This is a genomic window from Variovorax sp. AC194, from assembly GCF_979257995.1.
This window is the reverse complement of sequence record NZ_OZ409823.1, coordinates 3,144,561-3,159,183: the sequence shown is the minus strand read 5'-3', so window position 1 is coordinate 3,159,183 and position 14,623 is coordinate 3,144,561. Positions and strand designations below refer to the sequence as shown.

General features: G+C 67.0%; 16 protein-coding genes. 3 read left to right on the top strand and 13 right to left on the bottom strand.

Translation table 11 applies throughout. The features are described 5' to 3' along the window. Nucleotides 1-20 precede the first annotated feature (20 nt). The 5 genes from ACZYRS_RS15180 to ACZYRS_RS15160 form a co-directional block, all read right to left on the bottom strand. Complete coding sequence (locus ACZYRS_RS15180; RefSeq protein ID WP_463419915.1) at nucleotides 21-2,279, bottom strand: phosphocholine-specific phospholipase C; 2,259 nt, start codon at nucleotides 2,277-2,279, stop codon at nucleotides 21-23. 66 nt (nucleotides 2,280-2,345) lie between these two features. Next, a complete protein-coding gene (locus ACZYRS_RS15175) occupies nucleotides 2,346-2,570 on the bottom strand; it encodes a hypothetical protein (RefSeq protein ID WP_463419914.1) in 225 nt (74 codons plus the stop codon). Between the two features lie 109 nt (nucleotides 2,571-2,679). After that, on the bottom strand, nucleotides 2,680-3,690 hold the full coding sequence (gene phnE / locus ACZYRS_RS15170; RefSeq protein ID WP_463419913.1) for a phosphonate ABC transporter, permease protein PhnE: 1,011 nt from the start codon (nucleotides 3,688-3,690) through the stop codon (nucleotides 2,680-2,682). Then, nucleotides 3,687-4,511, bottom strand: a complete 825-nt coding sequence (phnC, locus tag ACZYRS_RS15165; RefSeq protein WP_463419912.1) for a phosphonate ABC transporter ATP-binding protein — start codon at nucleotides 4,509-4,511, stop codon at nucleotides 3,687-3,689. The genes phnE and phnC overlap by 4 nt, the downstream gene beginning before the upstream one ends. 8 nt (nucleotides 4,512-4,519) lie before the next feature. After that, nucleotides 4,520-5,455, bottom strand: a complete 936-nt coding sequence (locus tag ACZYRS_RS15160; RefSeq protein WP_463419911.1) for a phosphate/phosphite/phosphonate ABC transporter substrate-binding protein — start codon at nucleotides 5,453-5,455, stop codon at nucleotides 4,520-4,522. Between the two features lie 200 nt (nucleotides 5,456-5,655). Between ACZYRS_RS15160 and ACZYRS_RS15155 the strand changes: the two genes are divergently transcribed. Further along, a complete protein-coding gene (locus ACZYRS_RS15155; RefSeq protein ID WP_463419910.1) occupies nucleotides 5,656-6,531 on the top strand; it encodes an HAD-IIA family hydrolase in 876 nt (291 codons plus the stop codon). Here ACZYRS_RS15155 and ACZYRS_RS15150 read toward each other — a convergent pair. Beyond that, entirely contained in the window at nucleotides 6,468-7,397 is a 930-nt protein-coding gene (locus ACZYRS_RS15150; RefSeq protein ID WP_233102141.1) for a MurR/RpiR family transcriptional regulator, read from the bottom strand. The genes ACZYRS_RS15155 and ACZYRS_RS15150 overlap by 64 nt on opposite strands. Before the next feature lie 108 nt (nucleotides 7,398-7,505). Between ACZYRS_RS15150 and ACZYRS_RS15145 the strand changes: the two genes are divergently transcribed. Continuing rightward, entirely contained in the window at nucleotides 7,506-8,192 is a 687-nt protein-coding gene (locus ACZYRS_RS15145) for a class I SAM-dependent methyltransferase (RefSeq protein WP_463419909.1), read from the top strand. A gap of 52 nt (nucleotides 8,193-8,244) precedes the next feature. On the opposite strand, the gene ACZYRS_RS15140 is transcribed toward ACZYRS_RS15145, so the two are convergent. Beyond that, the gene (locus ACZYRS_RS15140) at nucleotides 8,245-9,096 is read right to left on the bottom strand and encodes a YdcF family protein (protein ID WP_463419908.1); all 852 of its coding nucleotides are present in this window, start codon (nucleotides 9,094-9,096) and stop codon (nucleotides 8,245-8,247) included. Between the two features lie 32 nt (nucleotides 9,097-9,128). Between ACZYRS_RS15140 and ACZYRS_RS15135 the strand changes: the two genes are divergently transcribed. After that, the gene (locus tag ACZYRS_RS15135) at nucleotides 9,129-9,416 is read left to right on the top strand and encodes a hypothetical protein (protein WP_463419907.1); all 288 of its coding nucleotides are present in this window, start codon (nucleotides 9,129-9,131) and stop codon (nucleotides 9,414-9,416) included. 84 nt (nucleotides 9,417-9,500) lie between these two features. Here the strand turns inward: ACZYRS_RS15135 and ACZYRS_RS15130 are convergent, their stop codons facing one another. The 6 genes from ACZYRS_RS15130 to urtC all read right to left on the bottom strand — a co-directional run bounded on the left by ACZYRS_RS15130 (nucleotide 9,501) and on the right by urtC (nucleotide 14,599). Further along, nucleotides 9,501-9,851, bottom strand: coding sequence for an alpha/beta hydrolase (locus ACZYRS_RS15130; RefSeq protein WP_198789580.1), 351 nt, complete (start codon nucleotides 9,849-9,851; stop codon nucleotides 9,501-9,503). 151 nt (nucleotides 9,852-10,002) lie between these two features. After that, nucleotides 10,003-10,347 carry an FmdB family zinc ribbon protein gene (locus ACZYRS_RS15125; protein WP_198789579.1) on the bottom strand — a complete coding sequence of 115 codons (345 nt, stop codon included), beginning with the start codon at nucleotides 10,345-10,347 and terminating at the stop codon, nucleotides 10,003-10,005. A 13-nt stretch (nucleotides 10,348-10,360) separates the two neighbouring features. Then, complete coding sequence (fmdA, locus tag ACZYRS_RS15120; protein ID WP_463419906.1) at nucleotides 10,361-11,593, bottom strand: formamidase; 1,233 nt, start codon at nucleotides 11,591-11,593, stop codon at nucleotides 10,361-10,363. Nucleotides 11,594-11,617: 24 nt separating this feature from the next. Beyond that, on the bottom strand, nucleotides 11,618-12,307 hold the full coding sequence (gene urtE, locus ACZYRS_RS15115; protein ID WP_257860511.1) for an urea ABC transporter ATP-binding subunit UrtE: 690 nt from the start codon (nucleotides 12,305-12,307) through the stop codon (nucleotides 11,618-11,620). Between the two features lie 320 nt (nucleotides 12,308-12,627). Then, nucleotides 12,628-13,371: an urea ABC transporter ATP-binding protein UrtD gene (gene urtD, locus ACZYRS_RS15110; protein ID WP_463419905.1), complete on the bottom strand. Its 744-nt coding sequence runs from the start codon at nucleotides 13,369-13,371 to the stop codon at nucleotides 12,628-12,630. 25 nt (nucleotides 13,372-13,396) lie between these two features. Further along, a complete protein-coding gene (urtC, locus tag ACZYRS_RS15105) occupies nucleotides 13,397-14,599 on the bottom strand; it encodes an urea ABC transporter permease subunit UrtC (RefSeq protein WP_463419904.1) in 1,203 nt (400 codons plus the stop codon). Between the last annotated feature and the right edge of the window lie 24 nt (nucleotides 14,600-14,623).

The window sequence follows — 14,623 nt, the reverse complement described above, 5'->3', positions numbered from 1 at the left end:
TGTTGTCGTTGCGGGCGCGTTCAGACCGCCGCGAGATGCAGCGCCATCGCCGGATCGCTCACGCTCGGCTTGCCCGTTTCCACGCGGCCCGAGAAGCGGCGCTCGAAGTTGTCGGCGGCGACGGTGAAGTCGTACCAGTGGCCGCTGTCTTCCAGGTTCCAGTGCAGCATGCCCGTGGCGCCTGCGGCCACGTCGAGCGACCAGGGACCGTCGGCGCGATAGGCGTTGGCCTTGACCGCGACCGTGCCGCTGCCCGTGCCGGTGTTGTGCACCTTCACGTAGACCTGGCCCGCGGCCGGGTCGTAGCAGACCTGCACCTCGGGCTTGAAGGCCGCGGTGTCGGTGGCCAGCGCGTCGCCCTTGAAGGTGCGCACGAAGCCGTTGCTGCTGTAGACCCACAGCTCGTACTTGCCGCTGTCGGTGGCGCCGGCGTTCCAGAAGTCGGTCAGCTGCTTGCCCGCTTCGACGGTGTAGCGGCGCGGGATGCGGTCCAGGTGCAGCTTGTCGTAGACGTGGAACACCGCGCCCTGGTCGCCGGTGTTGCTGAAGATCAGCGACACGAGGCCGCGCGTCTCGATGCGCGCGCTGGTGTGCAGCTCGTAGGGCAGCGCGCGCGAGAAGCGCGTGCCGGTTTCCTGGAAGAGCGGCTGCGGCGTGACCGGGGCCTTGGTGATGACGCCCGTGTTGGCCAGCGCCTTCTGCGCCAGGTTGATCGCGGGATAGCCGCTCGTGTCGGGCAGCTTGGGCACGACCGGATCGTTCGGGCTCACGAAGTCGAAGCACGAGGTGAGGTCGCCGCTGACCGCGCGGTGCCACGGGCTGATGGCGTCGATCGTGATGCCGAAGCGCTTCTCCAGGAAGCGGCCCATCGAGGTGTGGTCGAACACCTGCGAATCGACCCAGCCGCCCTTGCTCCACGGCGACACCACGTACATCGGCACGCGCGCGCTCAGGCCCCATGGGCGCGTCTTGCCGCTCGTGGTATCGGCGGCGTTCAGGTAGCTGCCCACCGAGGCGTCGAAATACTCGCCGTCCAGCGGCACGGTGGACTTGCCCATCAGCTCGCCGCTCGCGCTGTACGAGGGCACCGAGGGCATCGCCATGTGGTCGAAGAAGCCGTCGTTCTCGTCGAAGGTGACGAACAGCGCCGTCTTGCTCCAGACCGCGGGGTTGGAGGTGAGCGCGCTCAGCACGTCCGAGACGAAGTCGGCCGCGCCGGCCGTGCCTTCGCTGCTGCCCGGGTGCTCGGCCAGCGCCTGCGTGGGCAGCACCCACGAGACTTGCGGCAGGGTGTCGTTCATCACGTCCTGCTTCAACTGCGCGAGGAAGTTGACCGCGCCGTCGGCCGCCGCGGGGCCGCCCGTCAAGCCGTGCTCATAGATCGGCGAGCCCGGCTGCGCGGTGCGGAAGCTCTCGAAGGCCAGGCACCCGTTCATGGCGCCCGTCCAGTTGTTGTTCATGTTCTGGTAGATGTGCCAGGTGATGCCCGCCTTCTGCAGCACGTCCGGCAGCGTGTCCCACTTGAAGGAGTTGTTGACGTACTTGTAGTTGTAGGCACCCGAGGTCGGGTCGGTCTGGCCCGTGCCGTCGGCCTTCTGCGCGCGGCCCGCGACCCAGTTGGAGGGGCTGGGCCAGCAGCGCGAGTTCACGGGCTCCGAATCGGTGTCCGTGCTGTTGATGCCCTTCTTGCGCAACTCGGGGTTGAAGTTGGAGCCCGACCAGAAGATGACGCGGTTCGGATCGGTGCCGGTGAGGATGGAGCAGTGGTAGCTGTCGCAGAGCGTGAAGGCATCGGCCAGCGCGAACTGGAACGGGATGTCTTCGCGCAGGTAATAGCCCATCGTCACCTGGTTCTTGAACTGGATCCAGCGGTCCATCTTTCCCTGGTTCCATGCGCCCTGCATGTCGGGAAAGCTGTGCGGCGCGCCCGAGCCGATCAGCGCATTGGCGATCGTGGAGTCGCGGCGGAAGGGCTGGATCTCCGGGCCGCCGACGACGGTGTTGGGCTGGAAGAACACCGGCTTGCCGTTGGCCAGCGGAATCGGGAAACGGTCGCCGAAACCGCGCACGCCGCGCAGGGTGCCGAAGTAGTGGTCGAAGCTGCGGTTCTCCTGCATCAGGATCACGATGTGCTTGATGTCGTTGATGGTGCCGGTGTCGACAGCGGCCTCGATGGCCAGCGCCTTGCGGATCACGGGCGGCAGCATCGTCATTGCCGAGGCGGCGCCGATGGCGCCGGCCGACTTGCGGAAGAAATCGCGACGGTTGGGGGTGTTCATGGGTGGTCTTTCAACGCGGGAGAAAAACAAGGAGCGAAGGAGCGGATCGGTGGGCGGGCGGCGCTGTCAGGGCGCGCACTTCAGGGCGGGCGCGGGCTGCTGGGGCTGGTCGCCGCCGGGCTGCTGCGGGCCGCTGCCGGCGGGCGGCGTCTGGCCCGGCGGAAGGATGGGCAGGCCACCACCACCACCACCACCACCGCCGCCACCACCACCACCACCGCAGGCGGCGAGGCCAAGGCACAAGACGAGGCCCGCCGCAGCGAGGCCGTACCGGGAAGAAGCTGATTTCATGGGTGTGTCCTTTGGAACGAAAGATCGAGGGCGAAGCGATCCCCTGCGGGCCCGCGAAGGGCTCGCATCGGAATCGAAGGAAAGTCGGGATGGGTGCGGGGGCTAGCGCTCAGGCATAGCGGCTGCGCAGGCGGGCTGCGACCCTGTCGAGCACGAGGACCGTGAGGAAGATCGCGATCAGGATCGTTCCGACGTGCGCGTAGTTGTACATGTCGTAGCGGCCCTTCAATTCCTGCCCGATGCCGCCCGCGCCCACCAGGCCCACCACGGTGGCCATGCGCACGTTGCGGTCGAGCACGTAGAGCGTGTAGGCGATGAACTGCGGCATCACCTGCGGCAGCACCGCGAAGCGCATCACCTTCAGCTTGTTCGCGCCGATGGCGCGCAGCGCCTCCTGTGGCTTGTCGTCGGCGGTCTCGATGTCTTCGGCGTAGAACTTGCCGAGAAAGCCGGCCGAGTGCAGCGCGAGGGCCAGCACGCCGGCGATCGGGCCGAAGCCGTAGGCCAGCACCAGGAAGAGCGCGCTCACCAGCTCCGGCACCGCGCGGAACATGCCCACCACGCTGCGCGCCAGCGTGTAGACGGCGCGGTGTGGCGAGTAGTTCTTGGCGCTGCACCAGGCCAGCGGCGCGCTCAGCACGATGGCCAGCAGCGTGGCCCAGATCGCGATCTCGAAGGTCTCGAGCATCTTCACCGCCACGTGCCAGAGATAGCCGAAGGGCTCGACCAGCACCTCGCGCTGGTCGACCACCTCCTCCATCTGCAGCGTCTGCGGATTGAGCTTGGGCTGGCGCGATTCCTCGGACTCCACGTGCGAGAACCAGGGCAGCCGGTTGCGGTCGAAGCCCTCGATGCGCGCGACCTCGGTGCGCTCGGACACCTGCGGCGGAAAGAGCGAGCGCGCGATGGTGCCCAGGCCCGAGAGCACCTGCGACTGGTCGCGCAGGCCCACGGCGGCGAGCACGCCTTCGCCGGTGAGCGAGAGCATGCGGCCCATCTCCACGCGCTGGCCGGCGAAGAAGCCGACGACGATGACGAGAAACAGCACGACGAGGCTGCGGGTGCCGAAGGGGCGCGGCAGTTCCCAGGCCGACGAAGGGCGGGATGCGGGCTGGTTCATTGCGCCATCTCCAGCAAGCCCGCATGGCCGGTGTGCAGCGGCAGCACGGCCTCGGGTTCGTTCAACGGCGCCGGTGGTTGTGCGGCAGCCGCGGGCCGGCCGTAGATCGCATCGAAGACCTTCGGGTCGAACGCCTCGGGTGCCCCGTCGAACACCACCGCGCCATGGCGCAGCGCCACGATGCGGTCGGCGAACTCGCAGGCCAGCTCGATCTGGTGCAGGCTGCACAGCACCGTGGTGCCGCGCTCGCGCGCCTCGCGCCGCAGCAGCGAGAGCACGTCGTGGCTGGTCTGCGGGTCCAGGCTCGCCACGGGCTCGTCGGCCAACACCAGCGGCGGATCGAGCATGAAGGCGCGCGCGATGCCCACGCGCTGCTGCTGGCCGCCCGAGAGTTCGCTCACACGGCGCATGAGGTGCTGCTCCTGCAGGCCCACCGATTCGATCAGCGCGCAGGCCTTGGCGCGCTGCGCGTCGGTAAAGAGGCCCAGCAGCGCGCGCCACGTCGGCATCGCGGGCAGCGCACCGGCCAGCACGTTCTCGGCCACGGTGGAACGCAGCACGAGGTTGAACTGCTGGTGGATCATGCCGATGCGCGGGCGGATGCGGGCGAGCGCGGCGGCCACGATCGGCACGCCCTCCACCTGCACCGCGCCCCCGGTCGGCCGCACCAGCCCGTTGGCCATGCGCAGCAGCGTCGACTTGCCGGCGCCCGAGGAGCCCAGCACCACGCAGAACTGGCCGGTGGGCACCGTGAGCGAGACGCCGTCGAGCGCGCGCGTGCCGTCGGCATAGCGCATGGCGACCGAATCGAAGTTCAGCATGGCCGTGCTCAACGCTCCGCGGCCTTGGAGAGGATGCGGCCCTTGAGCTCGTCGGTCAGCAGGCCCAGCTTTTCGGCGGCGACGTTGAACTCGTCTTCCGAGAACCTGGTGTCGTAGCCGTCGATCTTGCCGCCGCCGTAGCCGCGGATCATGTCGGGCGTGATGCCGGGAGCCTTGTTGACGGTCTGGAAGGCGTCCTTCAGCTTGGTCTTCAGCGGCTCGGGCAGCTTGGAGTTGAGCGCGAGCGGCGGGTACGGAATGGCGATGCTCTTGGCGATGACCTTCATGGTCTTGGGATCGACGGCGCCTTGCTTGACGGCCTTCTCGTACGAGTCGAACGAGAGCGAGGCCACATCGACCTGGTCCTGCACGAGCGCGGCCAGGCTGCTCGCGTGGCTGCCGGTCATGCGGATGGCCGAGAGGTCCTTGGCCGGGTCCATGCCCGCGTCCATCAGCATCGCGACCTGGAAGGTGAAGCTGGAGGCCGAGTTGACGTCGCCGAAGGCCACGCGCTTGCCCTTGACGTCCTTGATGGTGGCGATGGGCGCATTGGCCTTGGCGAACATGCCGGCGTAGTACACCGAGGCGCCCTTCTCCACGCCCACGGCCAGGAGCTGCGCGCAGCCGCGCTTGTGGGCCTGCACATACGACACCGGGCCGAAGAAGGCGATGTCGGCCAGCTGGTTGCACATGCCCTCGACCACGGCGCCGTACGACTGGCCGACCTTCAGGTCGAAGTTCAGGCCCGTGGTGCGCGTGATGGCGTTGAAGACGGGCGCGTAGTCGGCCTTGGTGCCCGACTCGGTGCCGCCGTCGGCGGGAATCAGCAGCACGCGCAGCGGGTGCTCGCGCGAGCCGTCGGCCACGGACTGCGCATGCGCCGGGAAAGAGAGTGCTGCGGACAGCGAGAGTGCGGCGGCCGCGACGGCCAGGAGCTTGTTCATGATCGTTTCCTTCGTTTCGGATCTGTGGGCAGAGCGGGAGCGCTGGAGGGCGGGTTCATCGCTCGGATGCCGGTGAGCTTAGAAACGAAAGATGACAGGAAAATGAAATTAGCTCAGTACAAAACCAACAATCAATTGAGCAATGTTCAATACAATCCGGCGCCATGGCCGAGATACCGGTCGGCCGATACCGGAGATCCATGAGCACGAATTTCAAGACAGCAATGGCAACAGCAACAGCGACAACAGCGAACGGCGAATGGCTCACCCAGGCCCGCCACCTGCTCGTCGACCTGGACGGCACGCTGGTGCGCCAGCAGGAAGCGATCGACGGCGCGGCCGAACTGCTCGCGCACTTTCACGACCGCTACGCCATCGTTTCCAACAACTCCACGCACACGGCGCAGGGCCTGGCGCTGCGGCTGCGCCGGCTGGGCCTGCGCGTGCCGCCAGGGCGCATCGTGCTGGCCGGCGAACTGGCGGTGCGGCAGCTGGCGCAGCAGCATCCGGGCGCGCGCGTGTTGCTGATCGGAAGCCAGTCGCTGCATCGGTTCGCGCGGGCCGAAGGCTGCGACCTGGTGCAGGCGAATGCGGACTTCGTGCTGCTCGCGCTGGACATGCATTTCAGCCACGCGCGGCTCGCGCTCGCCGCCAACGAGTTGCTGCGCGGCGCCAGGCTGATGGTGACCAACGCCGACGCCACGCACCCCGGCCCGCAAGGCCGCGTGGTGCCCGAGACCGGCGCGCTGCTCGCGGCCGTGCTCGCCGCGAGCGGCGTGCAGCCTTGGCGCGTGATCGGCAAGCCCGCGCCGCTGCTGTTCGAGGAAGGATTGCGCCGCCTGGGCGCGGAGCCCGCAAGCACCGTGGTCATCGGCGACAACCCGCTCACCGATGCCGAGGGCGCCGCGCGGCTGGGCATGGCGTGCCTCCTGGTGGGCCAGGCGCCGGGCGCCGTCGCGCCCACCGTGGCGGGGCTCTTCCGCTCCGCCGCGCCCGCGGCAAAAGAAGCGCCTCAGTACCTCTTGAGCGAGAGCACGTCGAAGGTCTGGCGCAACGTGCGCACCGAGGTGTCGTAGTCCGAGAGCGCCAGGCACGCGATCAGCACGTCAATGATCGCCAGCTGCGCGAGGCGGCTGGTCATCGCCTCGGTGCGAAAGCTCGTTTCGCGCGCCATGGTGAAGAGCACCACGTCGGCGAAGGCCTGGATCGGCGACTTGCCGAAGTTGGTGATGCACACCGTCGAGGCGCCCGCCTCCTTTGCAAGCCGCGTGGCCGTGACCGTCTCGTGCGTGCTGCCCGAGTGCGAGATGGTGAGCACCGCCACCTTCGCATCGGTGAGCGAGGCGCTGATGGCCTGCACGTGCGAATCGACCACCACCTTCGCATTGAGGCCGATGCGCAGCATGCGGTAGTGCGCGTCTTCGGCGATGGTGGCGGAGCTGCCGATGCCGTAGATCTCGATGCGCTCGGCGCGGCGAAAGAGCTTGACCGCGCGCTCCATCGCCTTCGCATCGAGCGTGGCCTGCGTGTCGTGCAGCGTCTGCACGTTGCTCTGGAAGATCTTGCGGATCACCGCATCGGCCTTGTCCTGCGGGTCGAGGTCTTCGTGGATGAACTGCACCGGCCGCACGATCTCCTGCGCGAGCGCGATCTTTATCTGCTGGAAGCCCGTGGCGCCCAGGTTCTTGCACAGGCCCACGATGCTGCCTTCGCTCGAACCCGTGCGCTCGGCCACCTCGCTCACCGACATGTGGACCACCTCGCGCGGGTTCTTCACGATGAAGTCGGCGATGCGCTGGCCCACGGGGCCGAGCGACGACCACAGCGTCTCGATGCGCGCGAGCACCGCCGAGACCTGGCCGTCCGGCAACTGCGGCGGCGGCATGCCGGCGGCCTTGGGGCTGGCGGATCGGGGGGTGCTGGGGCTGCTGTTGCGCTTCATGGGCCGCGAGCTTACCCGCCCACGATGGCGGTTTGATGCGGCGGCGCGCATACTGGGCCTCCTTCGCTTTGCCTCGAGGCCTCGCCCGCGAGGCCCCGCCCCCTTCCGATGCCGGGCTACCAAATCAAGCTGGAGCGCATCGCCATCGCGGGTGCGGACGACCTGGTCATCCGGTCCCTGCTCGACCGCCAGCAGTACGCCGATCCGCAAGGCGCCGCGGCAGCGCAAGGCATCTCGTCGGCGGCATGGCCGATGTTCGGGCTCCTGTGGCCCTCGGGCGCGCAACTGGCCGCGCGCATGGCGATACACCCCGTCGTGATCGGCGCCCGCGTGCTGGAGATCGGCTGCGGCCTGGCGCTCGCGAGCCTGGTCGGCCACCGCCGCGGCAACGACATGACCGCGAGCGACTGCCACCCGCTGACGGCCGGCTTCCTGCTGGAGAACCTGCGGCTGAACGCGCTGCCGCCGATGAAGTACCGGCGCGGCCACTGGGGCATGCGCGGAGTGAACACCGAGGGCGACGTGCAGGGCGCGTTCGACCTCATCATCGGCAGCGACCTGCTCTACGAGCGCGATGCGGGCGGCCTGCTGGCCGCCTTCATCGGCCGGCATGCGAGCCCCGCCGGCGAGGTGTGGATCGTCGACCCCGACCGCGGAAACCGCCCCGCCTTCAACCGGCAGATGGCCGACGAGGGCTTCGGCATGTGCGAGGAGCGGCTCGACCAGCGCGCGGCGGTGGGCCGCGTGGCGTACCGGGGGCGGCTCTTGACCTACCGGCGCACCGACCCGCAATGACCGACGGCCAAGGCGCAACCATGTCCCCAAGCTCTTGGCATTGGCGCCCGCGCTAGTACTCGTTCAAGGCCCAGCTGCTGACAAAGGCGAAGTACTCGCGCAGCCAGATGTTGTATCGCAGGTAGAGAGGCGTCTCCGCACCCAGGGTGGTGACGGCCGGATAGCCGGCGCGCTTGGCGATCAGCCCTGCGCGCAGCGTGTGGAAATCGCTGGTCACGAGATGGATGGGCGCATCGGCGGGCACCCCTGCGGCGGCCACCAGGGGGCGGCTGAAGGCCAGGTTCTCTTGCGTGCTGGTGCTGAGTTCTTCCTTGACGATGCGATGCGCCGACAGCCCGCGCTCCTGGAGGTAGGCGGCCATCACTTCGCCTTCGCTTTGCGCCCTGAAGCTGATGCCCCCGCTCACCACGACCAAGGCGTCTGGGTAGCGGGCCGCATCGCGCAAAGCGAGGTCCAGCCGGGCGACGAGCGTGGGCGATGCCGTAGCACCCGGTGATCCCGATCCCAGGACGACGATCGCGGCCGGCGCGGTCGTGGGGAGATCCGTCGATGCCCTGCTTGCCAGCACGACCCAGAAGACGGCCACTGTGGCGAGCCAGAGCAACACGCCGTACCAGAACCAGCGCCAGAGGGTGGCGCGTCTCGGGGCGACGCCCAGCCAGCGTTTCATCGGCACCCACCAGAGTGCAAGGCCGCAAAGCCCGAGCCCCATCACCACGGGCAGGACGACGCCGAGATTAAAGTAGCCGGTCGCCAGCAAGACCAATCCGTCAGACAGCAGCACGAGTCCGAGGACACCGGCCACCGCACGCTTCACGTTATGCATCGCAAGGAAATTCATCGGTCCGAACTCTATCCTCGTCATCGACGCATGCATGGCGTCACTGCGGAAGAAAGAGTCCACACACGATCCACCTTCAACCGACCAACGGACCCATGACCACACCCATCCCTCCCATCCCGATCGGGCGACGCCTGGCCCTCGTCTCGGAGACCGAGATCGAGACCTACCGGTTTCAAGCGGCGGGCCATGTCGCCGCAACGCTGGGCACGACGAATGGACCGGTGTGCGCACCGCTTCTCGCCTACGACGTGCTCTCGGCCGACAGCATCCGGCTGGTCCACAGCGGTGACTTCGCCATCACCTGGACGAACATCGCGATCGATGGCGATGTGCTGCGCGCCGAGTGCGATGGGCGCACCAAGACATTCACCATCGAATGACGCAGCAGCCGCGAAAGCGGCCAGGCCAGCAACGAAAAAACGGGCCCGAGGGCCCGTTCTTCATGGTGCCGATCAGCGATCGGCTCAGCGCGTAGCTTGGCGCGTGAACGACACGCTGGGCTTCTTGTAAGCCTGCGGCACTTCGTCGCGGTAGAAGGCGCGGCGGTCGAGGCTGGCGTACGGATCGTGCGCCTTGGCGACGGCTTCTGCCTGGATGGTTGCGCGGTCGGCGGTCGAGGTGAACGCTTGTGCGCCGGCGCTGGCACCTTCGCCGTATTCGTTGCCGGCGCGGGCGGCGGCAGCGGCTTGCGGCGCAACTTCCGCACGCGACACCGACGAGTTCACGGTGTGCACGCCGTCATAGGTTTCTGCTTGGGCACCGGCGGCAGCCAGGAGCGAGAGAGCAGCAGCAGCGAGGATCTTCGAGGCATTCATTTCAATCTCCTTCAATCGGTTGGTTGGTGAGATGAAGTTTGATCCTGAAGGCCCCGAAAAAACCGCGGCAAAAAGAATCGCGGCGTTCACAGGATTGAAACAATCGTGAATTGCTCCAACTTGCTACACGACCGCGACCCTGCGTGCAGCATCAATGCGAAATCATCCACGGCCGCTTCGATGGCGCCGACTTCGCACCGCTCGGCGCCGTCACCGTTGCGCTGCGGCGGGACGACCCCGAGCAGCAGCCGCAACCAGAGGGATGCTTGAAGCGCGCGTAGTCCCGCGAACTGCCGGGCTCGTGCCGCGCACGCTCGTTGGTTTCCATCGCGCTGCGCGTGCCCGAAGCCATCAGCGCGAGCCGCGGCGCGGCCGAAAGTACACGCGGCGATGCGCCGCCGCAGTCGGGGCACGCGGCCGGTTCGTCGCGCTGGCCCGAAGGCCGCAGCGCGTCGAAGCCGCCGCATTGCCCGCAGGCGTAGTCGTAGGTCGGCATGTCTGTGTTTTCTTCAGCGCAGGTCGTGTGACAGCGGCATGTCGATGTTGCCGTCGATCATCTTCACCGGGCCCGAGGCGTTCGGGTTGATGTCGAAGTCGAAGATGCCCGTGGGCAGCCACAGCGTGGCGCATGAATTCGGCACGTCGACCACACCGCTGATGTGGCCTTGCACCGGCGCCGTGCCCAGGATCGAATAAGCCTGCGCGCCCGAGTAGCCGAACTTCTTCAGGTACTCGATGGCGTTCAGGCACGCCTGGCGATAGGCCACGTTCACATCGAGGTAGTGTTGCTTGCCGCTCTCGTCGACGGAGATGCCTTCGAAGATCAGGTAGTCGTTGTACTGCGGCGTGATCGGGCTGGGCTTGAAGATCGGGTTCTTGATGCCGTACTTGGCCATGCCGCCCTTGATGAGCGTGACCTTCATGTGCACCCAGCCCGCCATCTCGATGGCGCCGCAGAAGGTGATCTCGCCGTCGCCCTGGCTGAAGTGCAGGTCGCCCACGCTCAGGCCCGCGCCGTCGACGTACACGGGGAAGAACACCTTCGAGCCGCGCGACAGGTCCTTGATGTCGCAGTTGCCGCCGTGCTCGCGCGGCGGCACGGTGCGCGCGCCCTCTGCTGCCGCCTTGGCGCGCGCTTCACCGGTCATCTTGCCCATGTGGGCGGTGCCGGCAAACGGCGGGTTCGCGAGCCCCGGCACGCGGTCCGGATCGGTGGCGATGAGCTTGCCCTCGCGCTCGTTCCACATGTCCAGCATCGGCTTGTCGGGCAGGCAGCCGATCAGGCCCGGATGGATCAGCCCCGCGAAGTTGACGCCCGGAATGTGGCGCGAGCTCGTGAACATGCCCTTGAAGTCCCAGATCGATTTCTGCGCCTCGGGAAAGTGATCGGTGAGGAAACCGCCGCCGTTCTTCTTCGAGAAGAAGCCGTTGAAGCCCCACAGGCTGTCCTGCTTGGCGCCGATGTCCAGCAGGTCGACCACCAGCAGGTCGCCGGGCTCCGCGCCCTTCACGCCCACCGGGCCCGAGAGGTAGTGCACCGTGCTCAGGTCGATGTCGCGCACGTCGTCGGCGCTGTCGTTGTTCTTGATGAAGCCGCCGGTCCAGTCGAAGGTCTCCAGGATGAAGTCGTCGCCCGGGTTGACCCAGCAGGCCATCGGAATGTCCGGGTGCCAGCGGTTGTGGATGTTCTCGTTCTCCGTAGGCGATTGGGTCAGGTCGACCTTGATCAGCGTGTCCGTCATTTGCAGTGGCTCCTGGGGTTGTGGTTAGACAGAGAGATAAGCTTTGATGTGGTCCACATCGGTCTTGTCGCGCGCGGTCTCGTGCACGAGCCGCCCGCCTTCGATGACGAAGAGCCGGTCGGCCACGTCCATCGCGAAACTGAGCACTTGCTCGGACACGACGATCGTGATGCCGCGCAGCTTCCGGATCTCGTTGAGCGCCTTGGCGATGTCCTTGATGATCGAAGGCTGGATGCCCTCGGTGGGCTCGTCCAGCAGCAGCACCTTGGGGTCGGTGACGAGTGCGCGCGCGATGGCGAGCTGCTGCTGCTGGCCGCCGGAGAGGTTGCCGCCCTTGCGGCGCTTCATGTCCCACAGCACGGGGAAGAGCGCGTAGATCTCTTCGGGAATGCGCCGGGTCTTGGAGTTCTCCAGGCCCGTCTGGATGTTCTCTTCCACCGTCAGCGTCGGAAAGATCATCCGGCCCTGCGGCACGTAGGCGATGCCCTTGGCCACGCGGCGAAAGCTCTCGTCGCGCGACACGTCCTGCCCCGCGACTTCGATGCGCCCGCTCTTGATCGGCAGCACGCCCATCAGGCTCTTGAAGAGCGTGGTCTTGCCCATGCCGTTGCGGCCCATGATCGCGACGGTTTCGTTGGCATGGCCTACGAACGAGATGCCGTGCAGCGCCTCGCTCTGGCCGTAGGCGGTGTGCAGGTCGTCGACCTTCAGCATGATGTTGCTCATCTCGATGGCTCCGGGGTGTTGCTTGCTTGGCTTTGTTGTTCAGGGCGGGTGCGCAGGCCACCGGGTACTCCCCTCCGCGAATGTCCCCCGGGCTTCGCCCTCCTCCTTGATTTCGCTGCGGGGAGCACCCGATGCCCTGCGCACTTGGGCACGCTCTGGGTGAACGGCCGATCAACGACTGCTGCGCGTGACGAGCACGCCGATGGGGTGCCTTGCGCAGCGAAATCAAGGAGGAGCCGAAGGCGGGGGACATTCGCGGAGCAAGGCACCCCGTCGGCGTGATCGCGCCCTGGAAGACGGCGCTTCATTCAATGCCCCAGGTACACGTCGATGACCTTCGGGTCCGCCTGCACCTTCTCCATCGGCCCTTCGGCGAGGATCTTTCCCTGGTGCATCACCGTGACCTTGTGCGCGATCTGCTTGACGAAGGCCATGTCGTGCTCGATGACGATCACCGCGCGGTTCTGGCAGATGCGCTTGAGCAGCTCGGCCGTGAGCTCGCGTTCGCGCGCGCTCATGCCGGCGATGGGCTCGTCCAGCATCAGGAGCTCGGGCTCCTGCATCAGCAGCATGCCGATTTCCAGCCACTGCTTCTGGCCGTGGCTGAGGAGCCCCGCCTCGGTGCGCAGCTTGTCCGCGAGGCCAATGTCTTCGGCCACCGCCTGCACCTTCGACTTGACCTCGTCGTCGCACTTGAAGGCCAGCGCGCCGAACACCGAGCGCCCTTTGGGAAAGGACACCTCCAGGTTCTGGAACACGCTCAGGTTCTCGTAGATCGACGGCGTCTGGAACTTGCGCCCGATGCCCAGCCGCACGCGCTTGTGCTCGGCCATCTTCGTGAGCTCGGTGTTCTTGAACTTGATGCTGCCGGCGCTCGCGCGCGTCTTGCCGCAGATCAGGTCGAGCAGCGTGGTCTTGCCGGCGCCGTTCGGGCCGATGATCACGCGCAGCTCGTTCCTGTCGATGTAGAGCGTCAGGTCGTCGATGGCCTTGAAGCCGTCGAAGGAGACGGTGAGGTCTTCCACGGCGAGCGCGAAGTCGGTGTTGCTCATGAGAGATGTGCTCCGGTGTTCTTCTTCAGGCGCGCTGGCTGCCGACACCGTCGGGCAGGTGCGGCTCGGGCGACGCGGGTGAAGCAGTGGATGCCGCCGGCGTCATCGGCATGGCGGGCGGCGGCTGCACCGCGGCCTCGCGCAGCGCTGCGCGGCGGCCCTTCCACCAGGGCCTGATCTTCTCGTCCCACAGGCCCGCGAGACCCATCGGAAACGCCATGGTCACGCCGATGAAGAGTCCGGCCATGAGAAAGAGCCACAGGTCTGGAAAGCTCTCCGAGAACAGCGTCTTGCCCGCATTCACCAGCAGCGCGCCGTACACCGCGCCCACCAGGCTCATGCGCCCGCCGACCGCGCAGAAGATCACCATCTCGATGGAGGGCACGATGCCCACGAAGCTCGGCGACATGAAGCCCACCTGCAACGCGAACATCGCGCCGCCGATGCCCGAGAGCCCCGCCGCGAGACAGAAGATGAAGACCTTGAAGTTCGACACGTCGTAGCCCGAGAAGCGCACGCGGTCCTCCTTGTCGCGCATCGCGAGCAGCAGCGTGCCGAGCTTGCTGGTCTGGATGAAGCGGCACAGCAGGATGCTCGCGACCAGGAGGCCCACGCACACGTAGTACAGGATGTACTTGGCCCCGTCGGTGCGCGTGTCCCAACCCAGCATGGTCTTCAGGTCCGTCATGCCGTTGACGCCGCCCGTGTACCCCTGCTGCCCGATGATGAGCACCGTGCAGATCAGCGCCACCGCCTGCGTGATGATCGCGAAGTACACCCCGCCCACGCGCCGCTTGAACATCGCAAAGCTCACGAGCCAGGCGAGCGCCATCGGCGCCAGCACCACCAGCGCGAGGCTCAGCGGCAGGCTCTTGAACGGCAGCCACAGCGCGGGCAGCTCGGTGATCTGGTTCCAGTCCATGAAGTCCGGGATGCCGGGCGTGGACTGGATCTTGGTGGTGATGGGGTCCGAGGCTTCGAGCTTCAGGAACATCGCCATCGCGTAGCCGCCGATGCCGAAGAACACGCCCTGCCCCAGGCTCAGCACGCCGCCGTAGCCCCACACCATGACGAGCCCCACGGCAACGAAGGCGTAGGTGAGGTACTTGCCCACGAGGTTCAGGCGAAAGATGTCGAGCGAGAGCGGCAGCACGACCGCCAGCAGCAGCACCAGCAGCAAGAGGCTCCCGAGCTGGTAGCGCAGGATCGAGGCCTTGACGAAATTCATCGGAACGTTCTCCAGGAAGAAATC